This is a genomic window from Streptomyces sp. NPDC012769 (assembly GCF_042901205.1).
Taxonomy (GTDB): Bacteria; Actinomycetota; Actinomycetes; order Streptomycetales; family Streptomycetaceae; genus Streptomyces.
In genome coordinates this window covers 624,556-648,662 of record NZ_JBIBCP010000003.1, presented here as the reverse complement: position 1 = coordinate 648,662, position 24,107 = coordinate 624,556, and the positions used below count along the sequence as shown (strand labels likewise).

Genomic DNA, 24,107 nt, shown 5'->3' with positions numbered 1-24,107 from the left:
CGTGCGTCGTCACGGCCGCTCGCCCCCTCGGGTGGGTTCCGCCGCGTGAGGGGTGCGCCACAGCGCCGCGAACGTGCCGCCCCTGGCGAGGAGCTCACCAGGCCTGCCGTGCTCGACGATCACTCCGTCCTCCAGGACCGCGACGGCGTCGGCGCCGACGACGGTCTCCAGGCGATGCGCGATGACCAGGACCGTCCGGTCCTCCCGCAGCGTGTCCAGGGCGCGGCGCACCGCCTGCTCGGTGTACGGGTCGGCGAAGGAGGTCGCCTCGTCGAGCACCAGCACGGGGGTGTCGGCCAGCAGGGCGCGGGCGAGCGCGACGCGTTGGGCTTCGCCTCCGGACAGCCAGGCGTCCTCGCCGATCACCGTCTCGTACCCGCGCGGCAGTTCGAGGACGCGGTCGTGGATGTTCGCCAGCCGGGCGGCGCGCACCACCTCCTCCGGCCGGGCGTCCGGTACGGCGAGCGCGATGTTGTCCGCGACCGAGGCGCGCAGCAGACGGACGTCCTGGAAGACGAAGGAGACGTGGCGGTAGAGCTCCCGGCTGCTCAGCTCGCGCAGGTCGACGCCGCCCAGGCGGACCGAGCCGCTGGTCGGGTCGACGAACCGCGGCAGCAGCTGGACCAGTGTGGACTTGCCGCCTCCCGACGGTCCGACGAGGGCGGTGACCGTTCCCGGCTCCAGCGTGAGGTCGATCCCGCGCAGGACGTCGCGGCCGGGTTCGTAGGCGAAGCGGACGCCGCGCAGCTCCACCCGGTGTCCTCGCGGCGCGACCGGGTCGGCCGGCTCCGGCAGCGGTGGCACCGCGAGCACGTCGCGGATCCGGGCGACGGCGCGGCGGGCGGCCTGCAGCTCGTCGAAGCCGTGCCCGAGCGCCGCCACCGGGGCGGTCAGTCCGAGGCCGAGGAGCAGGAACGGCAGCAGGTCGGCCGGGGGCATTCCGCCGCCGGTGATCAGTGCCGCGCCGCCGATCAGGACGGCCAGCAGGACGAACGGGGGTGAGAGGGCCAGTTGCATCGCCGCGGCGATCGGGGAGATCCCGTGCACCCAACGGCGGAAGACGGCGACGAAGTCGTCGGCGGCGGCGCGGAAGGCACGGTGGGCGCGCTCGCCCCCGCCGTAGGCCTTGACCACCGCGATGCCCTGGACGAACTCCACGGCGGAAGTCCCGATCCGCGCCATGGCCGCGTCGAAGTCGGCCTGCTCGCGCAGCCGGGCCGGAGTCATCATCAGGGGCACCAGCGCCACCGCCGCGGCCACCGGGATCAGCGTGATCAGCGTCAGCCGCCAGTCCACGGTGAACAGGTAGACCAGCGAGACCAGCGGAACGACGAAGGCCGAGGCCAGCTCGCCGGGAGTGTGAGCGATGAACGGGTGCACGGCTCCGACGTCCTCGCCCACCAGTCTGGCCAGCTCGCCGCTGCGTCGGCGCGAGAGCCAGCCGATCGGCACGCGACCGAGCCGGTCGGCCAGCCGTCGGCGTAACGCCAACTGCACGCGACCGTCGAGCAGATGCCCGGTTCCCACCGCGGCGGCCGTGAACAGCAGCTTGACGAACAGGCCGGCCGCGCCGGCGACCACGACGAACCGGACATGGTCATGGTCGAGCGGGCCCGGCGCGAGCAGGGCGCGCCCCAGCTCGACGACCGCGAGCAGCGGCGCCAGTCCCGCCACCGCGCCGACGACCTGCAGGCCGATGACGGCAGCGAACCCCGCCGCGTACGGTCGCAGCAGCGTTGCCATGCCCGGCTCCCGCGGGAGCTGCTCCCGCGCGGGACCGGCATCGTCCGGTGGTCGTGTGGACTGATTTCTCGCCTCGGCGAGTTCGTTGGTGGTCATCGCCCTCTCGTCCTCGTCGACTCCGGGACACTCTGGGGCCCTCTGGGACACCACTGGGGACCCCTGGCACCCCTGGCACCCCACCTCAGGGATTCTTACGATGTAAGGCTATGCGGCGGGACGTTATACTTACGACGTAAGAATCGTCAATCGGTTCGCGCGGCGGCCGGTGCGGAAGGTGAGGTGCCATGGCGGCCAACAGGGCTCGCGGGCAGCGCGCGGGGCTCACTCGGCAGGCCGTCCTGGAGGCGGCGCTGCGACTGGTCGACCAGGAAGGTCTGAAGGCCCTGTCGATGCGGCGGCTCGGCGCCGAACTGGGCGTGGAGGCCATGACGGTCTACCACCACGTACCGAACAAGGTCGCCCTGCTCAACGGGGTGATCGAACAGGTCGTCGCCGAGGCCGTGCCCCCGCACTTCGGCGACGGCGCCCCATGGCGGGAGGTCTTGAGCGCCTACGCCCACGCCCTGACCGCCGCACTCCGCGCGCATCCGAACGCCGTGCCGCTGCTGCTGTCCCAGCCCGCCATGACGCCCCGCCTGACGCGGACACTGGAGGCCGTGGTGGCGATGCTGCACGAGGCGGGCTTCCCCCTGCCCCGAGCTCTGGACGTCGCCTACTCGCTGACGAGTCTCGTCGTCGGGCACGCCGCCGCCCAGGCGGGCAATGTCGGCGGGACCGACACCTTGGGCTCCTTGGCCCCGGACACGTACCCGTTGCTGGTCCGCGCCGCCCGCGAGTCGGGCGAGGACGCGGCTCAGACACGCTTCGCCTTCGCCGTCGACGCGTTGCTGTCCGGATTCGAGAGGGAACTCGCCTCCACTCCCCGCCGCCCTCGCTAGCGCGAGCGGATCAGCGGCGGAACAGGCTCGACTCCGCCGCCGAGCCACAGCCCCATCCCCTCGACGACGCGCTCGCGACGCTTCACTGCGTGACGATGTACGGCTGACGGGCCCGGGCGAACGGGCGGGTGTCACGTGTAGAGCGGTCGCGGTCGGGCAGACGCCGGGCCATGAGCGAGGCCCCGATCATCGTGCACCCGCCCAGCCCGTCCGGCGGGCGGCGGGTCACCGTGCAGGCCCGCGGGCAGGAGGTCGGCTACCTCGGGCTGGCACACTCCGACCATGAGCTCGTCGTCTTCCTGGAGGGCGCGGGCCTGCTCGACCCCGAGCGGATCCTCGACGATCCGCACTGGGTGTCGTGGCGCGGCGGCCGACCGCACGAATACCGGGCCGCGTAGCGTCCCCCGCGCCCGGCCCGCCCGCGGCGCGGGTCGGGCCCTCCCCGAGAAGACCGTGGTCAATGGCCACCCGGCCCCCTCCGGACGCGGTTCGCGTGCGCAGCCGCCCGATGCTGTACTGAAGAGGGAGAACCCCCGTGGAAAGGGGTGGACATGCGCTCGTCGTGCCGCAAGCCCGGGGCCCTGACGGCCTCGGCCACCGTGCTCCTGAGTCTCGGCCTCCTCGCCCCGGCCGCCCCCGCCCAGGCCGCGCCGCCGGGCCCCGTCGTCATCCGGGTCGTCGACGGCGACACCCTGGAGGTGCGCGGCACCGGCCGGGTCGTGCCCGCCGGGCAGATCGCGAAGGTGCGCCTGCTGGAGATCGACACCCCGGAGCGAGGCGCCTGCTACAGCCGGCAGGCCACCGCCCGGACCGCCGAGCTGCTTCCACGGGGCAGCGTCCTGCGGACGGAGACCGACGTCCAGCTGAAGGACCGCTACGGCCGCTACCTGCTCTACGTGTGGAACGAGCGGGGCGTCTTCGTCAACGAGTCGCTGGTGCGCAGCGGCCATGCGAAGAGCGTGCTGTACGAACCCAACGACAAGCACTGGAAGACGATGACCGAGGCCCAGTCGGCCGCCCGGCAGGCCAAGGCCGGTCTGTGGGGCGCGTGCCCCACAGCCTGACGGCCTGAGCCTGACGGCCTCGCCCGGCGGCCTGAGGGTCAGACGGAACCCGGCCCGCCGCTGAACGGTCCGCCCGTCCGGTAGTACGTGGCGATCTCCTCCCGGTACTGCTGGTCCGCGAGGTGCTTGTCGGAGTGGAACTCCGGTGCGTCCTTGATCTGTTGCTTGGTCAGTCCGATGTGGACGGTCTGCTCCTCCAGGTCGACACGCGTCACCGTGCTCGCCGGGAGCAGCACCTCCTTGCCGAAGATCCATACGCCGGTGTCGACGACCAGATAGGCGTCACCGACGTCCGCGGAGTGCTTGTCGACCTTGCCGATGTGCCCGTCGTTCGCCTCGACCCTCCATCCGGCCAGGTTCGTGCCCACCGGATAGCCGGACGCCGCCCCGTAGCTCCACGCGTTCTCCGTCATGCGGATCCTCCTCCGTTCCGATCGAGTGCGTCGCGGCGGCGCTTTCCCACCGCGACCTCAGGAGGACCGCCTGCCCCGACGAGCGGGACCCACACTCGTACGACCGCCAGGGCGCGCGACGAGGAGACCCCGGTGCTGTGATCGTTTAAGAGGGCGGCCGGGCGGGGGAACTCGATGCGTTGGCGCGCAGGGATGCCCCCGTGTGCTCCCTTTGGTGGCCCGCACACCCTCGTCGTCCGCCCGCCTCCTGCCGATACCGCCAGTGCCGCACAAGATCGATCCGGTCGCGCGGTGGGGCGGGGACCGCGAGACGGCCGCCTCTCGGCCATCTCGTGGTGAAGGACGGACCGCCCATGCAGGCACACCCCGACGTCGACAGGCCCGGCGCGGGCCAGGACGAACCGATCGCGATCGTCGGAGCCGCCTGCCGGTTCCCGGGCGCGGTCACGTCCCTCAACTCGCTGTGGCGGTTGTTGCTCGCGCGCCGGGAGACGATGCGGGAGGTCCCTGCCGAGCGGTGGGAGCAGGCGGAACTGGCCGGTCTGCCCCGCCAGGTCGCGGACCGGCTGCGCTACGGCTGCTTCCTGGACGACGACGTCTACGCGTACGAGCCGGAGTTCTTCGGGATCAACGCGCAGGAGGCGCCCTGGGTGGACCCGGAGCACCGGTTGCTGTCCGAGGTGGCCTGGGAGGCCATCGAGCACGCGGGGATCCCGGCCCAGCGGCTGTCCGGTACGCCGACGGGCATGTTCTTCGGGATCTACCAGAAGGACTACATGCTGCGCGTGCAGAGGCCGTTGGAGGCGGTCAACGCGTACGCGATGTACACCGGCTTCGACAGCATCGGCCCCGGACGCGTGGGATTCATGCTGAACCTCCGGGGCCCGCAGGTCGTCATGGAGAGCGCCTGCGCGTCGGGGCTCGTGGCCGTGCACACCGCCTGCCAGAGCCTGCGGAGCGGCGAGTCGGACGTGGCGCTCGCCGGTGCGGCCATGCTGTCCCTCGGGCCCGAGGGGGTCATCGCCCCCGCGCTGTGGGGCGTGTTCTCCCCGACGGGCCGCTGCCACGCCTTCGACGCGGCCGCCGACGGCTATGTCCGTGGAGAGGGCTGCGGTGTGGTCGTGCTCAAGCGGCTGTCGGACGCGGTACGGGCCGGTGACCGGGTCCTCGCGGTGCTGCGCGGCACCGCCGTCAACCAGAACGGCCGGGGTACGCGGCTGAGCGCGCCCTCGGAGCCCGCGCAGATCGACCTGTACCGGCTGGCCCTCGAACGGGCGGGCGTCGAGGCCGGGGACGTCGGGATGGTGGAGGCCCACGGGCCGGGCACCGCGGTCGGCGACCCCATCGAGTTCGCCGCGGTGGCCGCGGTCTACGGCAAGGGCCGTGACCGGTGCGCGCTGGGCTCGGTGAAGACCAACATCGGTCACACCGAGCCGGTGTCTGGCGTGGCGGGTCTGCTGAAGGCCGTCGCGTCCCTGCGCCACGGCATGGTGCCGGCCAGTCTGCACTTCACCGAGTGGAACCCGCAGATCGACCCCGCCGGCACCCGGCTGTTCGTGCCCACCGACACCACCGAGTGGCCGGTGCGCGGCGGCACCCGGCTGGCCGCCGTGTCCTCCTTCGGCATCAGCGGCACCAACGTCCACGTCGTGCTCGAACAGCCGCCCGCCCTCCCCCGCGCCCGGACCTCCACCCGCCCGGCGCCGCCCGCCGATCGCGCCGAGGCCCGGGTGGACGGGGCCCGGGAGGACGAAGGGGCACCGCGCGTGTTCCCTTTCTCCGCCGGCACCCCGGTCGCCCTGCGGTCCGCGGCCGGCCGTCTGGCCCGGTGGCTGAGGACGGAAGGGGCACGGGTTCCGCTGGGGGACGTGGCGCACACGCTCGCCGAGCGCCGCTCGCCCGCGCGCGAACGAGCCGCCGTCGTGGCCGCCGACCGGACGGAACTGATCGCCCGGCTGGAGGAGTTCGAGGCGGGCGGCACGCCCGCCACGGGGGCGGCGACCGGCAGGGCCGTGCCGGACGCGGCCCGGGGCGTGGTGTGGGTCTTCTCCGGGCACGGCTCGCAGTGGGCGGGGATGGGGCGGCGACTCCTCGACCGGGACGCGGAGTTCACCCGGGTCATCGACCGGCTCGAACCGCTGGTCGCCGAGGAGTCGGGCTTCTCCCTGCGGGAGACCCTGTGCCGGCCCGAGGTGGTGACCGGCTTCGACCGGGTGCAGCCGGTGATCTTCGCGATCCAGCTGGGACTCGCGGCCATGTGGCGCTCCCACGGGGTCGAACCGGCGGCCGTGATCGGCCACTCCATGGGCGAGGTGGCCGCCGCGGTGGCCGCGGGGGCGTTGAGCGTCGAGGACGGTGTACGGGTCATCTGCCGGCGCTCCCGCCTGATCCTGCGGGCCGCCGGGCAGGGCCTGATGGCTTCGGTCGCCCTGGGGCGGCCCGAGGTCGAACGGCTGCTCGCCGAGCAGGACGTGCGAGGGGTGAGCGTCGCGGTCGTCGCGTCGCCGGAGAACACCGTCGTCGGCGGTGACGCCGACCGCATCCGCCGCCTCGCCGAGGAATGGGAGGCCCAGGGCGTCGGCATCCGCGTGGTCGAGGTGGACGTCGCGTCGCACACCGCCCACATGGACCCGATCCTGCCCGATCTCGCCGACGCGCTCGCCGGCGTCACCGGCCGCACCCCGACGGCCGCCTTCTACAGCACCGTCACCGACGACCCGCGCACCCGGGCCGCCTTCGACGCCGCCTACTGGTCGGACAACCTGCGCCGTGAGGTGCGCTTCGCCGACGCCGTACGGGCCGCGGCCGAGGACGGGCACCGGCTGTTCGTCGAGCTCGGCCCCCACCCCGTACTGGCCCATCCGGTCCAGGCCACGCTCGCCGCGGACGGCCACGCCGACACCGCCGTCGTGCCCACCCTGCTCCGCGACACCGACGACGTGCTGGCCTTCCACACCCACGTGGCGGCGCTGCACTGCGCCGGCCATCCCCTGGACTGGGCAGCGCGTTACGGCGAGGGGTCCCTGGCGGACGTTCCGCCGACCACCTGGGAGCGCACCCGGTACGTCGTCGATCCGTCCCCGCTGCGGCAGGGCGCCGGCGCCCACGCTGCTCCCGCGTCGCATCCGCTCACCGGGCCGCACACCGTGGATCCCGACGGCGAGGGCCGGCACCTGTGGCAGACCCGGATCACCCCCACCACCCTGCCCTGGCTGGACGCCCACCGCGTGGACGACATCGCCGTGGTGCCCGGCGCCGCCCTGTGCGAGATGGCCTTCGCCGCGGCCTGCGACCTGTACACCGTCGGCCCGGAGCGGCTGCGGCTCACCGCCGTCGACCTGGAGCGCCTGCTGCTGCCGACGTCCGACGGCACGCCGGTGACCGCCACCGCCGAGGCCGCCGGCCCGGACGCCGCCCGCTGGCGGGTGGTCAGCACGTCCTCGGACGGCGTCCCCGTCCGGCACGCGCGGGCGACCCTGCACCTCGAACCCGAGGACGCGCCCGTGCCGCCGGGCTGCGACCCGCGGGACCTGCTCTCGGGGTTCCCGCACGCCGTGGACCCGGCGGACGTCTACCGGCAGATGCGCGAGGAGCGGGGCGTGCACCACGGCCCGGCGTTCCTCGGCCTCGACGCCCTGTACGGCGACGGATCCCCCTCCGACGTCCCCGGCACGCGTCTTCTGGCCCGGCTGCGGGTACCGGACGACGGCCGGGCGGGCGCGCAGGCGCTGCGCTGTCACCCCGTCGTCCTGGACAGCTGCCTCCAGGTCGTCGCGGGCGCCGTGCTGCGCAGCGGCGCCGTGCCGGCGGGAGGCATCCTGCCCCGGGGCATCGAGGAGCTGCGTCTGTACGGGGAGGTCCCGCTCAGCGGCTACTGCCTGGTCACCCTCGTGGGGATGGACGGCGGAAGGTACACGGCCGACCTCCGGCTGTGGGACGACGACGGATCCGTCATCGCCGACGCAACCGGGGTGGAGTTCCGTCACGTACCGGCCGAGAGCGCGCGGGAGCGCTTCGACCGCCGCCTGCTGCGGACCGCGTGGGAACCCGTCGACCGCCCCGCGGCCCCGGCGACGGACACGACGCCCGGCACATGGATCCTCCTGACGGAGGCCGGACGCGAGACGTACGCGGCCGACCTGCGCGAGGCCCTGGAGCAGCAGGGCGCGACCGTCGGCGTCCGGATGCTGACCTCCGGCAGCGGTGACGAGGACTGCGCCGCGTCGGTGGCACCCTTCAGGTCCGCGCCCGACGCACAGGCGCCACGGGCGGTCGTGTACCTGCCCGCGACGGGTGAGGGGCCCAACGGCTCGTCGCCCGACCGTCGGGCGCGTCAGCGGGTGGCCCGCCTGGCGGGGACGGCCCGCGCGCTGACGCGGGCCTCGGACGGCGGGCCCGCGCCCCGCCTGTGGACCCTCACCGCCACCGCGCAGCACGCGCTCGCCGGGGACGAGCCGGACCTGGGGCAGGCCGGTCTGCGCGGACTCGTGCGCGTCCTCAGCTACGAGCATCCCGAACTGCGCCCGAGCGTCCTGGACGCCGATTCCCGCACGCCGGTCGCGGACGTGGCCGCCGAGCTGTTGTCCTGCCCCGACGAACAGGACGAGATCGCCTACCGGGACGGGGCACGTCACCTGGCACGGCTGCGCACCGCTCCGCTGGGCGAGCGGGAGCGCCGCCGGACGACGGTGGACCGCGCGAGCGACCGGGTGGCCCTGGACCTCGCCCGGCCCGGTGACCTCGACTCCTTCGAGTTCGTCGCCCAGTCCCGGCGCGGGCCGGCACCGGGCGAGGTCGAGGTCCGCCTCGACGCCACCAGCGTCAACTTCATCAATGTGCTGCAGGCCCTGGGCGTCTACCAGCGCTTCAACGACGCCGGGGAGGAGCGCGAGGACGTCTGCGCGTTCGACGGCGCGGGAGTGGTCACCGCCGTCGGGGACGGCGTCGGGAACGTGCGGGAGGGCGACCGGGTGGCCGCCATGTTCGTGGACGCTTCGCAGTCCGCGACCATGGCCTCGTTCGCGACCGTCCGCGCCGACTGCCTCCTGCCGGTACCGGACGAGATGAGCGCGACGGACGCCGCCGCCCTGCCGTGCGCCTATCTGACCGCCTGGTACTCCCTGCGTCACCTGGCCCGCCTCCGGCCGGGAGAGCGGGTGCTCATCCACTCGGCGAGCGGTGGCACCGGTCTCGCGGCCCTGAACCTCGCCCGGGCCTGCGGCGCGGAGGTCTGGGCCACCGCGGGCAGCGAGGACAAGCGGGCCTACCTCCGCCGCCTCGGCGTCGCGCACGTCATGGACTCCCGCTCCCTGGAGTTCGCCGACCGGGTGCGCGAGCTCACCAAGGGCCGCGGCGTCGACGTGGTGGTCAACTCCCTGACGGGCCCCGCACAGTCCACGAGCCTGGAACTGCTGGCGCACCGGGGCCGGTTCATCGAACTCGGCAAGCGGGACATCTACGCCAACACCCGCCTCGGGCTGCTGCCGTTCCGCCGCAACATCACCTTCGCGGGCGTCGACGTGCTGATGATGATGCGGCAGGACCCGGAGCTGCTCGCCGAGGGCTACCGCGAACTCTCCGCCATGCTCGCGGACGGCACCCTGCCGCCGCTGCCCGTCACCGAGCACCCCGTCACGGAGGCGGCGTCGGCCTTCCACACCATGGCCTCCGCCCGGCACACCGGCAAACTCGTCCTCACCTGGCCCGCCGAGGGCACCGACACCCTGCCCGTACGGCCCGAGGAAGCCCCCCTCGTCCGGGCCGACGCGAGCTACCTGGTCACGGGCGGGCTCGGCGGACTCGGGCTCCTGGTCGCCCGGTGGCTGGCCGAGCGGGGTGCCGGCGCCGTGGTCCTCACCTCCCGCAGCGCCCCGACACCTGCCGTCCGTACCGCGCTCGACGCCCTCACCGAGGACTTCGGCACCCGCGTCGGGGTCGTGAGCGGGGACCTCGCCGAGCCGGGTGTCGCGGACGCCCTCGTCCGGGCCGCCGACGACACGGGCCACCCGCTGCGCGGAGTCGTCCACGCCGCGGCCGTCGTCGAGGACGCCACCGTCGCCAACCTCTCCTCCGCCCTCCTGGAAGAGGTCTGGCGGCCCAAGGCGACGGGGGCCTGGCTGCTCCATCACGCGGTCGGCGAGCGGCCCCTGGACTGGTGGGTCACGTTCTCCTCCGCGGCCTCCCTGCTGGGCAACCCCGGACAGGGCGCCTACGCGGCCGCCAACGCGTGGCTGGACGAGTTCACCTCCTGGCGCCGGGCCCGGAACCTGCCGGCCATCAGCGTCAACTGGGGCCCGTGGGCGAAGGTCGGCCGCGGCGCCGGGATGGAGCAACGCGGTTACGCCATGATCACGCCCGCGGAAGGCATCGACGCCCTGGAGCGCATCCTCGCCCACGACCGCGACCGCACCGCGTACACCCCCCTCGACCTGGCCCACTGGCTGGAGTCCTATCCCGCCACCGGTCGCACCGCGTTCTTCGCCGAGCTGGCCGCCGCCACGGCCGACGGGGACCCCGCCGGCGGGCGCAGCGCCCTGCTGGAAGAGCTGCGGGCGGCGGACGGCCCGCAGCAGCGGCACCAGATCCTGCAGCCGCACGTCGTCGACCACATCGCGGCGGTGCTGCGGCTGGGCACCGACCGGTTCGACGCCCACACCTCTCTGGTCACCCTCGGCCTCGACTCCCTCATGGCCATCGCCCTGCGCAACCGTCTCCAGCGCGAACTGGCACTGGACATCCCCACGACGGTGATGTGGACCCACCCGACGGCCGCCGCCCTCACCCGCTACCTCCTGGGCCGCCTCCACCCCGGCCTGCCGCAGGACGACGTCCTCTCGGTGGCGGACACCCCCACCGCCGTCTCCGACTGACCTGCTCCCCCCACCCGTTCGAACCGCCGCGAGGTGACCACCGCATGCCCCCTCCTCCCGTCCCCACCCGCGCGCCCGGCACCTGGGACGTGATCGTCGTGGGCGCCGGCCCGGCCGGCGCCACCGCCGCCCGCGTCGCCGCCGAGCACGGCTGCCGGACGCTCCTCCTCGAACGCGCCGCCATCCCCCGGTACAAGACCTGCGGAGGAGGCCTCATCGGGGCCTCCCTCGCGGCCCTGCCGCCCGGCCTGCCCCTGAAGGTCTACGACACGGCCCGGCAGTTCACCTTCGCCCTCGACGGCCGCAGGGAGCGGACCCTCACCTGCGCCACCCCGACCTGCGCCATGGTCTACCGCAGCGAACTGGACTCGGCCCTGACCGACGCCGCCGCCCAGGCGGGCGCGGAGGTCCGCGACAGCACCGCGCTCACCGCCCTGGAACAGGAGGGCGACACCGTCACCGTACGGACCAACCGCGGTGACGCCCTCCATGCCCGAGCCGTCGTCGGCGCCGACGGCAGCGCGAGCCGGGTCTCCCGGTACGTCGGAGTGCGGTGCGCTCAGGTCGACCTCGCCCTGGAGGCCGAAGTGCCGGTCGACGAGAGGACGGCCGACCGGTGGCGAGGCCGGCTGCTGATGGAGTGGGGCCCCCTGCCCGGCTCCTTCGGCTGGGTCTTTCCCAAGGGCGATGTCTGCACCGCCGGAGTGGTGGCCGCCCGGGGGAACCCGGTCGCCCTGCGCGCCTACAAGGAGGACTTCCTCGCCCGCCAGGGCCTTCTCGGCGCCCGTCCCCTCCACGACACCGGCCACCTGACCCGGTGCCGGCACCCGGACTCGCCCCTGGCCCGGGGTCGCGTCCTGGTCGCCGGCGACGCGGCGGCCCTCGTCGACCACTGGTCACGGGAAGGCATCTCCTACGCCCTGCGTTCGGGAGACCTCGCGGGCCACGCCGCCGCCCGCCTCGTCAGCGCCGCGGACGAGAGGGAGGCGGCCACCGCCGCCGACGACTACGGGCGCCGGATCAACGAGGTCCTCGGCGTCGAGATGCGCGCCAGCAGCGTCCTGATGAACCTCTTCACCCGTAACCCCGGCCTCGTCCACACGACCGTGACGCGACTTCCCCTCGCCTGGCGCCGTCTCGACGCCTACATCGCGGGCCGCACCAGCGTGGCCGGCATCATGACCGCACCACTGGTGCGTGCCGCCACCGCGCTGACGGGGGCGAGACGGGGGGACGTGCGGCCCTGAGCGGTGGCCGAGAGTGCGATCGTGCCGTCGTACGGCGTGGGGCGGGCAGCTCGGCTGCTCGGAGTCACTCCGGAGACGTCCGCCGATCGCACTCGGCGAAGCCGACGCCGCCACCGCGTTCGTCACCTGTGCGGACGCAGGGAGAGGCGGGCAGCGGTTTCAGACGACCCTGTCGGCGGCGGCCGGCGCGTCGGCGCGGTGGGCGCTCAGGAGCCGCCGACGCTTGTCGGCGCCTCCCGGCGTGCGGTGGAGGCGGTACGAGCCGGGCTTGTGCGCCTCCTTGGACAGGTGCCCCGGGATTCCCCTGCAGACCAGTTCCTTGATCTTCGCGCCCAGGCCGTCGTCGATGTGGAGCCCCACCGCGACGTCGGACCTGTTGGCGAACTGGTAGATGCCCGCGTTGCGGCCCAGGCTGATGCACTGGGCGTAGAACCCCTGGTGGAGGGGCTCCGGCCGCTCGCCCGCGAGTCGGCTGAGCACGGTGTCGGCGGCCCGTGCGCCGAGCGGCGTCGCGTTCAGGCAGCTCATCCGCAGCGGCAGGTTCGACGGTGCCGCCGAGTCCCCGGCCGCGAGGATGCGCTCGTCGTCCACGCTCGTCAGCGTCTCGTCCGTGATCAGGCGGCCCACGGCGTCGGTGGTCAGCCCGCTCCGCGCCGCGAGGTCCGGCACGCCGAAGCCGGCGGTCCAGACGGTGACGTCGGTCGGCAGGTCGCGGCCGTTCGCGAGGCGTACGGTGTCGCGGGTCACGGCCGTCACCTTCGTGTCGGCGCCGTCGACGACCGTCACACCGAGCCTGGTCAGCCGCTTCGCGACCGACCGCCGGCCCCGGGTGTGCAGGTACGGGCCGAGGACACCGCCGCAGACGAGGGTCACGGCGCGGCCCTGCTCCGCGAGTTCGGCGGCGGTCTCGATGCCGGTGGGGCCGGCCCCGACCACCGTCACGCGGGCCGTCGCGGGCGTGTCGTCGAGGGCCGCCCGCAGTCGGCGGGCCTCCTCCAGGGTCGAGAGCGAGTGGGCGAACTCGGCCGCCCCCGGCACGCTCGGTTCGGCGCTGCCGCTGCCCGCGGCGTAGATCAGGTAGTCGTACGCGAGCGTGCCGCCGCCCGCCAGCTGCACGCCGCGCTCGGCCGCGTCGATCCGGCTCACGGTGTCGACCACCAGCCGGACCCGGTCGGCCAGCACGTCCCGGTAGGCGACGACCGCGTCGTCGGACCCGCCCACCAACTGGTGCAGGCGGACCCGGTGGACGAGCTCCGCCCGCGGGTTGACCAGCGTCACGGTCACGTCGTCGCGCCGCGTCAGCCGGTTCGCCGCCATCACGCCCGCGTATCCGCCACCGACCACGACGACATGCGTAGTGCCCGTCATGATGCCTCCTCCGTCTCAAGGTGTTCGGCCTCAAGACACCCGGCCTCCCCTCCCCGTGACGGCCTGTGAGCCAGATCACGCGACCCTGTGCGCCGGAAGACGGAGCGGGCCCGGTCGGAATGTCCGACCGGGCCCGCCCTCCTCGAGCGTGTGCCGTGCGTCAGCCGATCGCCGGCTCCCGAGGTCGCCCGTGCCCTTCGCCGGGTCGGTCTGGTGCTCGGACGGATAGAGCCGCAGGTTGCCGTTGGCGTCCAAGACCCTCATGTCCGGCAGCTTGTCCCCGGTGAAGTCGCCGGGGGTGTCGGCCTGGTCCCTCGGGGAGACTCGTAGGAGTCCACGTCCGCCTGGGCGACCTTGAACTGGAAGGTACCCGTCTCGCCGAACTTCTTCTTGCTCCACAGCGAGTCCTCGCCGTCGTTGCCGAAGCCGTTGTCCCGGGCGTCGGCGTCCGGGAAGTCGGTGGAGACGACGGTCGGCGGCGAGGGCCGCGCGCTGTCGAAGACGAACCGGCACGGAGTCTTGGCCGGCGCGTAGGACGCCGAGGCCGAGCCCGTCTTGTCGAGGTTGGTCGGGGCCTCGGGACGCCGGTTGTACTCCAGGAGTACGTGCGGGTCGTTGCCGCCGTCGGCCTGGAACTTCTTCCAGGCGAACTGGTCGTTCTCGTTGACCGCCTTGAACGCCCGAGGCCGGTCCGGATTTTTCGGCCGGGTTTCGGTGTTCGGCCTTCAACTCGCTCAGACAGCAGGATACTTGGGGATGGCGGACCCGACGATATCCGTGTTCACCAGAGCCGAGGATGACGCATGAGTGACCTCGACCGTGTAGAGCCCCGCATCCGGCGGATGCTGGAGAGTCGCAAGCTCTTCCTTCGCAGACCGGTGCCAGGTGACGGCTCGACCTCCCCTGACATGGTCCATGTGATCTGGGACCCCGATGGGGACGGTTACGGGGTGCCGGTCGGTCATGTGCTCAAGCGGACGAACCGTCGCGGCATGCTGGGGCGCACCGAGGAGCGCTGGGATGCCCGCGCCAGGCTGGATCCGGGCAGTGCGGCGGCACCGGAGATCGCCACGGCCCTTCCGGACATCAACCGGGCCCTTGAGGCGGTCCTGGCGTTCCTCCCCTCCCGCTACAGCTAGCGTTCCGGGCTCTCCTCCTGGAGGCAGGCGGCGGGGGCGGCCCAGGAGTGCGAATCGGCGGGTTCATAGGGTGGGGCCCATGTCTGCCACGTTGAGTTCCGCGAAAGCCGCCGGCGCGCTGCGCACAGCGGCGCGTGTGTCCGCCGAGTCCTTGTTGGTCCTGCTGATGGCTGGGGTGACCCTGTGGATCGTGGGTCGCATGTGGTCGATCGTCTGGCCGCTCGTCGTCGGCCTGTTCCTCACGACCCTGACCTGGCCGCTGACGCGTTTCCTGCGGCGGCACGGCTGGCCTCCGGCCTTGGCGGCAGGGGTCGTCACGGTCTCGTTCCTGCTGGTCGTCGCCGGCATCGTCGCGCTGATCGCGGTGCCAGTCGCGTCCCAGTCCGGGGAGCTCTCCAAGGGCGTGGTCGAGGGAATCCAGCGGCTGCGTGAGTGGGCGGCCGGGCCGCCGCTGAACATCGGGGACGACGAGATCTCCGGCGCTTTCGACACGGCGATGACCCGCGTCCAGAACAGCGTCGGCAGCATGGTCACCGCGGTCGCGACCGGCGTGGGCACGGTGTTCAACGGTGTGGTCACGGCCTTCCTGGCCCTGTTCCTGATGTTCTTCTTCCTGAAGGACGGCCCTCGCTTCCTGCCGTGGCTCGCCCGCCAGCTCCCGGGGCGGCTCGCCGTCGACGTGCCGATCGTCGCGGAGCGCAGCTGGGACACCCTGGGAGCGTTCGTGCGCAGCCAGGCCTTCGTCGGCCTTCTCGATGCCGTGTTCATCGGCCTGGGACTGTGGATCCTCGACGTCCCCCTGGTCCTTCCGCTCGCGGTGCTGACCTTCGTCTCCGCGTTCGTGCCGATCGTGGGCGCCCTGTTCGCCGGCCTGGTCGCGGTGCTCATCGCGCTCGTCTCGAACGGCGTCACCGACGCGCTGATCGTGCTGGCGATCATCGTCGTGGTGCAGCAGCTGGAGGGGAATGTGTTCCAGCCCATGATCCAGAGCCGCGGTCTCGGCCTGCACGCGGCCGTCGTCCTGCTGGCGGTGACGCTGGGCGGCAGCCTCGCCGGCATCGTGGGCAGTCTGCTCGCCGTCCCGCTGGCGGCGCTCATCGCGGTGTTCTGGAAGTACCTGCGCGAGCAGCTCAGCGACGTGCGACCGGAAGCGGAAGCGGAGCCGGGCCCCGACGACGAGGCACCGACTCCGGTCCCCGTGACCTCGTGACGTCGTGACGTGGTGACGTCGGGCGGCGGTTGGCGGTCGGCGTACGGCGAAGGCGCCGTCGCCGTCGCCATCGCCGACTAACGGCCTGATCAGCCGAACGGACTGATCAGCCCAGGCACAGACCCACCACGCACACCTGCGTCGGCGACGTCGGGTCGGTCGCCGGGGTCGTCGACACGAGGCCTCCCAGCAGCGAGGTGCCGGTGCCGGCGGAAGGCTGTTCGTCACGGGCGGGGGTCGTCGTCGCCGGCTCGGTGGGGGCACCGGCCCCCGACGGTGCGGTGTTCGCGGGACCGGCGTCCGTGGCGGTGTCCGTGGCCGGCGCGGGCGCCGTGCGCGGCGGCGCGGGGCTCGGCTGCCGGTTCGTCGTGGAAGCGGCCGGGACGGCGGCGGGCGCGTCCGCGTCGCGCACCTCGCCGGCCGTACGGGGGTGGGTGCCGCGTTGCTCCTGGGACCCGGCCGTGACCGGCGGCTTGGTCGTGGCCGGGGTCTCGGACGTCGTGGCGGGCGTCTTGGAGGTGGCGGGCGCCGTCACCGGCTCCGGCGGCGGGGCGGCATGCGTGTGGGTGGTGGACGGTCGGGTGGCCGGCATCGCGGCGACGGTGAGGCCGCCGCCGACCAGGGCGACGGCCGTCGCGGCCAGGGCCCGGCGCTGGTGCTTCTTCCACCGCGCGCGCTGCCGGCGCCGAGCCGCACGGCCTTCTCCGGTGAGGGCGGCGCCTTCGATGTCACCGGAGGCGGAGACGGGGACGTGCACGTCGGCGCTCTGGGCTCCGTCAGTCGTCTCGTCCACGGGCAGGCCCTCCACGGCAGGCGCGGCAGGCCCGGCCCCGGGGTCCCTCTCGGTCGTCCACACCTCGTGGGTCGTCGTGGTGGAGGCGACGGCACGGTGGATGAGGTGGGCGGGCGGGGCGATGTCGGGGGCGTACGCACCGCAACCCGGGCAGACGAAAACACCGTTGAGGTTCCGGCGGCACGTGGAGCAGTAGTCCATCTGCGTTCCTTCTGTGCTGACTGCGCCGGCAGACGATGCCGACGACCAGTTCCCAATTCGCACCCGCGATCGAGCAACCAGTCACGCTAGCGGGACTGATCGATCATGATGCGCAGCCTCTGTGATGCTGCTGCGAAGGTTTGCGTCGGGCTCACGAACGTGGGGTCGAGAGCGCGTCCCGGACCGTCGGGCGCCGGGCCGCAGTGAGGGTGTCGGCGTTTCGGCCATCCGTGGGTATGGGCCGGGCCCTTTTACCGGCGGGGTCGGTGCATACAGCACGAACGCGTATTCGCCTGCTCGTGGGCTTCCCACCACGTCCGAAACACATGTGTTCGAAGGGCCGGGCAGCGTCGTTGAACCCCGCGACGCCCCGACTGCCCGTCCCGGAGGATGCATGACGAGCCATGAGAGTGATCCGCTGGCGGCAGCGGCGGCAAGTCCGTCGGCGTCGGAACAGTTGCTGTTCGGGGGCGAGCTCACCTACGACTACGGGTGGGGCGCCCATGACGGGGCCTGGCTGAAGCTGGGGCTGCGCGCGATGGCCGGCTCGTTGCCGAAGCAGGTCGCGGTGGCCGTCCGGCTGGCGCGGGAGGCCGACCGGCGGGCGTTCACCACGGTCGCGGTGAGCGAGGTCGCCCGCGGCATCACCCAGGCCGTCTCCCTGATCGCGGTCAATGCCCTCCTGATCGAACTGCTCGCCGCCGGTGACATCACCGGCCGACTTCGGGCGGCACTGCCGTCGCTCGTCCTGGTGGCCGTCCTCGCGGTCATCGGCTCGGCGTGCATGTCGGCGTCGTCCGCGGCCACCGGGATCCTGGAGCCGAAGGCGCAGCGGGTGGCGACCGAGCGGTATCTGGGCCTGGTGGCGCGGGTGGAGCTGGAGGCGATCGAGGACGACGCCTTCCACAAGCTGATGGACTCGGCCCAGTGGGGTGCCGACTCGGCGAGGCGGATGGTGGGCTACTGCACCGCCGTCGTCACCTCGGCGATCTCCCTGATCGCGGCCGCCGGTGTGCTCACCGTGCTGCACCCGGTGCTGCTGCCGCTCCTCGTCCTGATGGCGCTGCCGAGCGCATGGGGTTCGCTGACGATGGCCCGGCACCGGTACATCAGCTGGCACCGCTTCGTCCAGCATGTGCGGGCCGCCAAGCTGATCAGCCAGCTGCTGATCAACCAGCAGGCCGCGGCCGAGATCCGCGTCCATGACTCGGCCCCGTTCCTGCTGAAGCACTTCCGGCAGATGGCCGAGACCAGCGAGCGGGAGCAGACCCGGCTCGCGTGGACCGGTGCCCGCACGAACGTGGTGGCGGACTCGGCCCGTGGTATCGCGACGGTGGCGACCTACGGCGCTCTCGGGCTGCTGCTGTGGCACGGACAGATGGGCCTGGCCGTCGCCGGCACGGCGGTGCTGGCGATCCGGACGGGGGCGGCGAGCATCACGGACCTCGTCCTGCGCGTCACGGATGTCCAGGAGGAGGCCCTGTTCGTCGCCGACCTGGAGACGCTGTGCGAGGAGGCCGCCCGGCGCGCCATTCCCGTCGGGGGGCTCGACGTGCCGTCGGACATGGAGGAGATCCGGTTCGAGAAGGTGACCTTCACCTACCCCGGCGCCGACAAGCCGTCCCTGTACGAGGTCGACCTGGTCATCCCCCGGGGCCGGACCGTGGCCCTGGTGGGGAGGAACGGCTCGGGCAAGTCGACGCTCGTCCGTCTGCTGAGCGGGGCCCGGCTGCCCGACTCCGGCCGAGTGCTGTGGGGTGGTGTGAGCACCGCGGAGGCCGACCGGTCGCAGGTGTTCGACCGGGTCGCGATGGTCGCCCAGGACTTCTTCCGGTGGCCCTTCACCGCCCGGGTGAACATCGGCATCGGGCGCAGCAGCGTCGCGATGGACGACCGGAGCATCGAGGCGGCGGCGACCTACGCGGGCGCCGACGAGGTGGTCAAGGGCCTTCCCCGGGGCCTGGACAGCTTGCTCGCCCGGGGCTACAAGGGCGGTCAGGAGATCTCCGGCGGGCAGTGGCAGAAGATCGGCCTCGCGCGCGCCCGCCATCGCGACGGCGCCGTCCTCATCGTGGACGAGCCGACCAGCGCGCTCGACCCGGCCGCCGAACAGCGGGTCTTCGACCAGATCCACCAGCTGGCCGGCTCCGGCCAGACCACGGTCCTGATCACCCACCGCCTCCACAGCGTCCGGAACGCGGACCTCATCTACGTACTGGACGAGGGCCGGGTCGTCGAGCACGGCACCTTCACCGCCCTCATGAGCCCCGGAGCCGGAGCCGGTGTCTTCCGGGAGATGTACGAACTCCAGGCCCGCCAGTTCCTGAACCCTTCGGTGCCGCCGCAATCCGCCCCGACGGACGGGGCATCGAGAGGGGCGGCCGACACCATCGGTGAAGGACAGGTGTCGTCATGACGGATCCTTCCAGCCGCCCCACCCTCTCCCCGACGCCGCGCGTCAAGCTCGACGGCTCCGGCCCGGACGGCGTGATCAGGCCGCTCAACGCCTCGGCGATCATCCACGACGGCCACGGCCGGTACCTTCTCCACCTGCGGGACGCGAACAAGCCCGGCATCTGGGCGCCTGGCTGCTGGGACCTGCTCGGCGGCGGCCGGGAGCCCGCGGACGCGACCCTGCTCGACACGGTCCGGCGCGAGCTGCGGGAGGAGGCCGGCCTCACCGTCGCGGACCTGGAGGCCTACGGCGTCGAGAGCGTCACCGGCATCGACGGGACCCGCGTGCCCGTCCAGCTCTACACCGGCCGCTGGAACGGAGACCCGGCAGAACTGCCTCTCACCGAAGGCGTGATGCTCGCCTGGGTCGAGCCCAAGACGTTCCCGTTCATGACCATGCTGCCGCCGACCAGGACGTTGCTGGAGCGCCACGCGGCCGAGCACCCGGGCCGGCCGGCCGCCCCCGCGGCGGGCAGACCGGCGGCGGCAGCGCCGTCCGGGACCGTGCTGCACGTGGTCGGCGTCCACCTCCACCTGGAGCGCGACGGCAAGGTCCTGCTCGGGCAGCGGCACCCCGACTCCGCGTACGCGGGCGGGTCCTGGCACGCCCTGGCCGGGCACTGCGAGGCCGAGGCGGCGACCGCATGCCTCGTGCGCGAGGCGCACGAGGAGGCGGGGCTGGTGATCGACCCGGCCGGCGTCGAGCTCGTCCACACCGTGCACATGCTGGACCGGCCCGGCGACCGACCCCGCGTCGGCCTGTTCTTCCGCGCCCGCCACTGGGAGGGCACACCCGAACTCCGCGAGCCCGACACGTGCGTCCGCTGGGAGTGGTGGAGGGCCAAGGACCTCCCCGAGCCGATCGTTCCCTCCACCCGCGCGGCGATCGAAGGCATCCTGGCGGGCCGGACCTACACCGAGCTGGGCTGGTCGCGATGACCGACTTCGGCAGCGTCGGGGCCGAGTACGCCGCCCACTCCCACAGCGCGCGAGGCCGTCTCCGCCACGATCTGGTCGCCCGCCGTCTTCTCGCCGAGCTACCGGCGCGCCCCGCCCGGATTCTGGACGTCGGCTGCGGCAACGGCGAGATGACGTTCCGCCTCGCCGCCGCCGGGCATGACGTGACCGGCGCCGACCCGTCCGCCCGGATGCTGGCCGAGGCGGCCCGCCGCCTCGGCGCCGATCACTCCGAACTGGCCGACCGCGTGCGGCTGGTGGAGGCCGGTGTCGAAGCCCTTCCCTTCGACGGGGAACGGTTCGACGCGGTCTGCTGCCACGGCGTGCTGATGTATCTGGACGATCCCGCAGAGCCCGTCGCTCGCCTGGCCGGGCTCGTCGAGCCGGGCGGTCTGCTCAGCATCCTCGCCAAGAACCGGCGGTCCATCGGCGTACGCGAGGCCCTGCGCGGCGACTATGCGACCGCGCGCCGGCTCATCGAGAGCGGCACGGACACGAGCCCGGGCCGCCTCGGCCTGGCGACCCGGGGCGACACCGCCGAAGCCCTCGACCGTCTCGCCGCCGGCCACGGGCTCACCCCGCTGCCCTGGCAGGGCGTACGCATCTTCCACGACCACCTCGACGACGCCTGGGCCCCCGACCCCGCCACGTACGAGGCGGCCCTGGAGCTGGAATGGACGGCCTCCTGGCGCAGCCCGCACCGGGACATCGCCCACCTCGTCCACACCCTCGCCCGCCGACCGGAGCGCGGGACCCGCGGTCCAGCGCTGCCGGATCCGGCCGGCTGACCGGCGCGCGGTACGGCAACTCGTTCGACACCGTCATGTGAGGAGACACCCCCTTGGAGTACGTCGAGCGCAAGGAGTGGGACCGGCACTACGCGGCGGGCAAGGGCTTCCGCCTGCTCGGGGACACGGAGCGGAAACTGCTGGCCGAGCACGTTCCTGCCCCGGAGGGCGGCGGGCGGGCACTGGAAGTCGGATGCGGAACAGGAGAGCTGTCGGCCCACCTGGCCTCGCTCGACTACACGGTGGACGCGGTCGACTTCGCCGACAGCGCGATCACCCGCGCCCAGGAACAGCATCCGGACGCCCTGGCGGTGCGCTGGATCTGCATGGACATCGAGCGTGACGACCCCGTGGAGCTGCACGAGGACGGCTACGACCTGGTCGCGCTGCGGCTGGTGGTGCCGTTCTTCTCGGACCGCACGCGGGTCCTGCACGGCCTCGGTGAGCGGCTGCGGCCCGGTGGCGCGCTCGTCATCGTCACGCCGGTGGCCGAGCACACGCCCGCCGAGCGGCGGCGTATCGCGCTCGACGAGGACGAGATCGGCCTGTTGGTCGGGGGATGGGAGCACACGGAGCGGTTCGACGCCGACCGGCTGGCGGTCCTGATCCTGCGCGGCCCGTGTCATGCCGAGACACGGGCGGTGGAGCGACGTCGACCGCCGTCCGGTCCTGCGGCGACCGCCGCCCTCGCGGTCGTCACCGACCAGGCCGGTCGGGTGCTGCTCGGGCGTTCGCGCCGGGGCATGTGGGAACTGCCGGGCGGCGAACCCGTCGGCCCGGAGCCGTTCGAGGCGGCAGCGGTGCGCGAACTCGCCGAGAGGACCGGCCTCGTCGCCGAGGTCGAAGACGCTCACGTGCTGACGATTCTCGCCGACGCCGTCGGCGGTGTCCCCAGGCTCACGGCGGTCGTCCGCGTCACCAGCTGGTCCGGGACACTCACCGTTCCGGAACCCGACACGTTCCTCCGCCGGGAGTTCTTCGACCCGCACGTACTGGCCTGCGTCGGCGACGTCTTCGCGCCGGCCGCACTCGCGCTCGACGCGGTCTGGCCCGGGGTCGTCCAAGGCCTGCCTCCGGCGACCGCGTACGCGATCGATTCGGTGCAGCCGGCGGTGCCCGGCGAGCCCGCCGAGGCCGTCCGCCTCCGGCACGCCATGGCGGACGAGGTGATCGCCGACGGCTGGGCCGCCTCCGAGCCGCTCCAGGGCGCGCTGAGGTCGGTGCCTCGCCACCGCTTCGCCCCCGAGAGGAACCTTCGGACGGCGTACGACGCCGGGGACGTCGTCGTCACGCGCCGCAACGAGGCCGGTCGGGCGACGAGTTCGGTGTCGGCGGTGTGGTTGCAGGCGGACATGATCGAGGGCCTCGGCCTGGAGCCGGGCGCGGTCGTGTGGGAGGCGGGCTCCGGCGGGTACAACGCCGAACTGCTCGCCCAGGTCGTCGGCCCTGACGGGCGGGTCGTCACCAGCGACATCGACCCGTACGTCGTGCGCCGCGCCCGCCGCTTCACCGCGGAGGCCGGCAGCGGGCGCGTCACCGTCCTCCACGGCGACGCCGCGCACGGAGTACCAGCTCCTCTCGTCCCGCACGGCGGGTTCGACGCGATCGTGATCACCTACAACTGCTGGGACGTCGCACCGGCCTGGCGTGAGCAGCTCGCCGAGGGCGGCCGCCTCGTCCTGCCGCTCGAGATCGGTGGCTACACGCGGGCGATCACTCTCCAGCGGCGGGGGGATGTGCTGGTCGCAAGGAAGTTCACGCACTGCGGGTTCGTCCCGGCCCAGGGCTCACACGCCCGTGCCACCCCTGTCAGCCGCCTCCTGGACGGTCGGCTGGAGCTCCGCTTCGAGGACGGCCCGGCCCGGAGCGTCGAGGGCCTGGAGGAGGCTCTGCTCGGGCTACCTCACCAGATCGCCACGGGCGTCACCATGGGGCCCGGCTTCTCCTTCGGTTCGCTGCAGCTGTACGCGGCGACGACGCTGCCCGGCTTCTGCCGCCTCGCGGTCACCTCCGACCAGGAAACCGCGGCCGTCGGGATCACCCCCGGCTCGGACGCCCCCGCCGTCCTCGGCGACGCCTCGCTCGCCTACCTCACGTACGTGCAGATTCGGCACAGCGAGGTGCGCGAGGAGCGCGTGTGGGAGTGGTACGCCCACGCCGTCGGCGACCAGGGCCCCGCTCTCGCAGAGAAGTTGGCGGACACGGTCAGGGCCTGGGACCAGGACGTACGCGACGACGGCGGCGGGAGCACCGACCCGGCCGTGACCGTTCACCCGGCCGGAACCCCCGACGACCGGCTTCCCCTCGGCGAGGTCATCGACAAGAAGCACTGCCGCATCGTCGTGCGGTGGCCCGGACCAGGGCGCCCGACCCGCGGATCGACATCGTCCTGCTGACGATCAACGACCGGCGTCCCAGGAGGCCGCCGTCCAGAAGTGCTGACGACCGCCGGGCGCACGCCCGGCATCCGACCCGTACGAAGGGAACCCAGGAGGTTCTGATGAACAGCGATGCATGGACGACGATCGACCACCTGGCCCGCTTGTTCTCGCGACTCGACACCGAGCGGGGGCTCGCGGCCGAGGAGCAGTGGAGTCTGCAGGTACTCAAGATGTCCGAGGAGGTCGGCGAGGCCGCGCAGGCGGTCATCGGTGCCCGGGCCACGAACCCGCGCAAGGGCCGGAGCCACGACTGGGAGGACGTTCACGCGGAAGTGGCCGACGCGGCGATCACCAGCCTGGTGTCCCTGGCCCGGATGCGTCCCGACGATGCCCCGGCCTTCTTCGCGCGTCTGCTGGGACAGAAGGCGGCCGCGTTCCTGCCGGCGAAGGCCTCTGACCATGTTCCCGCGTCACCTGTGGCGCCGGCGTCGATGCCCTCGTGCTCGAGTGACTCCGCGTCCCGGCGGACCGCGTCGAGCTGA

General features: G+C 73.1%; 16 protein-coding genes. 12 read left to right on the top strand and 4 right to left on the bottom strand.

Going from position 1 to position 24,107, the window contains the following annotated elements:
* Positions 1–9: 9 nt before the first annotated feature.
* Positions 10–1,839 carry an ABC transporter ATP-binding protein gene (locus tag ACFY7C_RS18110; RefSeq protein ID WP_389650999.1) on the bottom strand — a complete coding sequence of 610 codons (1,830 nt, stop codon included), beginning with the start codon at positions 1,837–1,839 and terminating at the stop codon, positions 10–12.
* 188 nt (positions 1,840–2,027) lie between these two features.
* Between ACFY7C_RS18110 and ACFY7C_RS18105 the strand changes: the two genes are divergently transcribed.
* The 3 genes from ACFY7C_RS18105 to ACFY7C_RS18095 all read left to right on the top strand — a co-directional run bounded on the left by ACFY7C_RS18105 (position 2,028) and on the right by ACFY7C_RS18095 (position 3,745).
* Positions 2,028–2,681: a TetR/AcrR family transcriptional regulator C-terminal domain-containing protein gene (locus ACFY7C_RS18105; RefSeq protein WP_389650997.1), complete on the top strand. Its 654-nt coding sequence runs from the start codon at positions 2,028–2,030 to the stop codon at positions 2,679–2,681.
* A gap of 170 nt (positions 2,682–2,851) precedes the next feature.
* Positions 2,852–3,079: a hypothetical protein gene (locus ACFY7C_RS18100; RefSeq protein WP_389650995.1), complete on the top strand. Its 228-nt coding sequence runs from the start codon at positions 2,852–2,854 to the stop codon at positions 3,077–3,079.
* Between the two features lie 153 nt (positions 3,080–3,232).
* Positions 3,233–3,745: a thermonuclease family protein gene (locus ACFY7C_RS18095; RefSeq protein WP_389650992.1), complete on the top strand. Its 513-nt coding sequence runs from the start codon at positions 3,233–3,235 to the stop codon at positions 3,743–3,745.
* Positions 3,746–3,783: 38 nt separating this feature from the next.
* Here ACFY7C_RS18095 and ACFY7C_RS18090 read toward each other — a convergent pair whose 3' ends face one another.
* Positions 3,784–4,158, bottom strand: coding sequence for a PRC-barrel domain containing protein (locus ACFY7C_RS18090; protein ID WP_389650989.1), 375 nt, complete (start codon positions 4,156–4,158; stop codon positions 3,784–3,786).
* A 353-nt stretch (positions 4,159–4,511) separates the two neighbouring features.
* Here ACFY7C_RS18090 and ACFY7C_RS18085 point away from each other — a divergent pair, with 353 nt between their 5' ends.
* Positions 4,512–11,027 carry an SDR family NAD(P)-dependent oxidoreductase gene (locus tag ACFY7C_RS18085; protein ID WP_389650986.1) on the top strand — a complete coding sequence of 2,172 codons (6,516 nt, stop codon included), beginning with the start codon at positions 4,512–4,514 and terminating at the stop codon, positions 11,025–11,027.
* A gap of 44 nt (positions 11,028–11,071) precedes the next feature.
* Positions 11,072–12,274 (top strand): geranylgeranyl reductase family protein, encoded by a 1,203-nt coding sequence (locus tag ACFY7C_RS18080; protein ID WP_389650983.1) that lies wholly within the window; start codon positions 11,072–11,074, stop codon positions 12,272–12,274.
* Positions 12,275–12,433: 159 nt separating this feature from the next.
* Here ACFY7C_RS18080 and ACFY7C_RS18075 read toward each other — a convergent pair whose 3' ends face one another.
* A complete protein-coding gene (locus ACFY7C_RS18075) occupies positions 12,434–13,642 on the bottom strand; it encodes an NAD(P)/FAD-dependent oxidoreductase (RefSeq protein ID WP_389650981.1) in 1,209 nt (402 codons plus the stop codon).
* A gap of 803 nt (positions 13,643–14,445) precedes the next feature.
* Between ACFY7C_RS18075 and ACFY7C_RS18070 the strand changes: the two genes are divergently transcribed.
* Both ACFY7C_RS18070 and ACFY7C_RS18065 read left to right on the top strand, forming a co-directional pair.
* Positions 14,446–14,781 (top strand): hypothetical protein, encoded by a 336-nt coding sequence (locus ACFY7C_RS18070; RefSeq protein WP_389650978.1) that lies wholly within the window; start codon positions 14,446–14,448, stop codon positions 14,779–14,781.
* Between the two features lie 79 nt (positions 14,782–14,860).
* Entirely contained in the window at positions 14,861–15,991 is a 1,131-nt protein-coding gene (locus ACFY7C_RS18065; protein ID WP_389650975.1) for an AI-2E family transporter, read from the top strand.
* Between the two features lie 106 nt (positions 15,992–16,097).
* Here ACFY7C_RS18065 and ACFY7C_RS18060 read toward each other — a convergent pair whose 3' ends face one another.
* The gene (locus tag ACFY7C_RS18060) at positions 16,098–16,985 is read right to left on the bottom strand and encodes a hypothetical protein (RefSeq protein WP_389650973.1); all 888 of its coding nucleotides are present in this window, start codon (positions 16,983–16,985) and stop codon (positions 16,098–16,100) included.
* Positions 16,986–17,379: 394 nt separating this feature from the next.
* Here ACFY7C_RS18060 and ACFY7C_RS18055 point away from each other — a divergent pair, with 394 nt between their 5' ends.
* The 5 genes from ACFY7C_RS18055 (at position 17,380) to ACFY7C_RS18035 (ending at position 24,107) form a co-directional block, all read left to right on the top strand.
* Positions 17,380–19,401, top strand: coding sequence for an ABC transporter ATP-binding protein (locus ACFY7C_RS18055; RefSeq protein ID WP_389650970.1), 2,022 nt, complete (start codon positions 17,380–17,382; stop codon positions 19,399–19,401).
* Positions 19,398–20,378, top strand: a complete 981-nt coding sequence (locus ACFY7C_RS18050) for an NUDIX domain-containing protein (protein WP_389650967.1) — start codon at positions 19,398–19,400, stop codon at positions 20,376–20,378. The genes ACFY7C_RS18055 and ACFY7C_RS18050 overlap by 4 nt, the downstream gene beginning before the upstream one ends.
* Positions 20,375–21,184: a class I SAM-dependent methyltransferase gene (locus ACFY7C_RS18045; protein ID WP_389650965.1), complete on the top strand. Its 810-nt coding sequence runs from the start codon at positions 20,375–20,377 to the stop codon at positions 21,182–21,184. The genes ACFY7C_RS18050 and ACFY7C_RS18045 overlap by 4 nt, the downstream gene beginning before the upstream one ends.
* Before the next feature lie 53 nt (positions 21,185–21,237).
* Positions 21,238–23,580 (top strand): methyltransferase, FxLD system, encoded by a 2,343-nt coding sequence (fxlM, locus tag ACFY7C_RS18040; protein WP_389650963.1) that lies wholly within the window; start codon positions 21,238–21,240, stop codon positions 23,578–23,580.
* A 104-nt stretch (positions 23,581–23,684) separates the two neighbouring features.
* Positions 23,685–24,107 (top strand): MazG-like family protein, encoded by a 423-nt coding sequence (locus ACFY7C_RS18035; RefSeq protein WP_389650960.1) that lies wholly within the window; start codon positions 23,685–23,687, stop codon positions 24,105–24,107.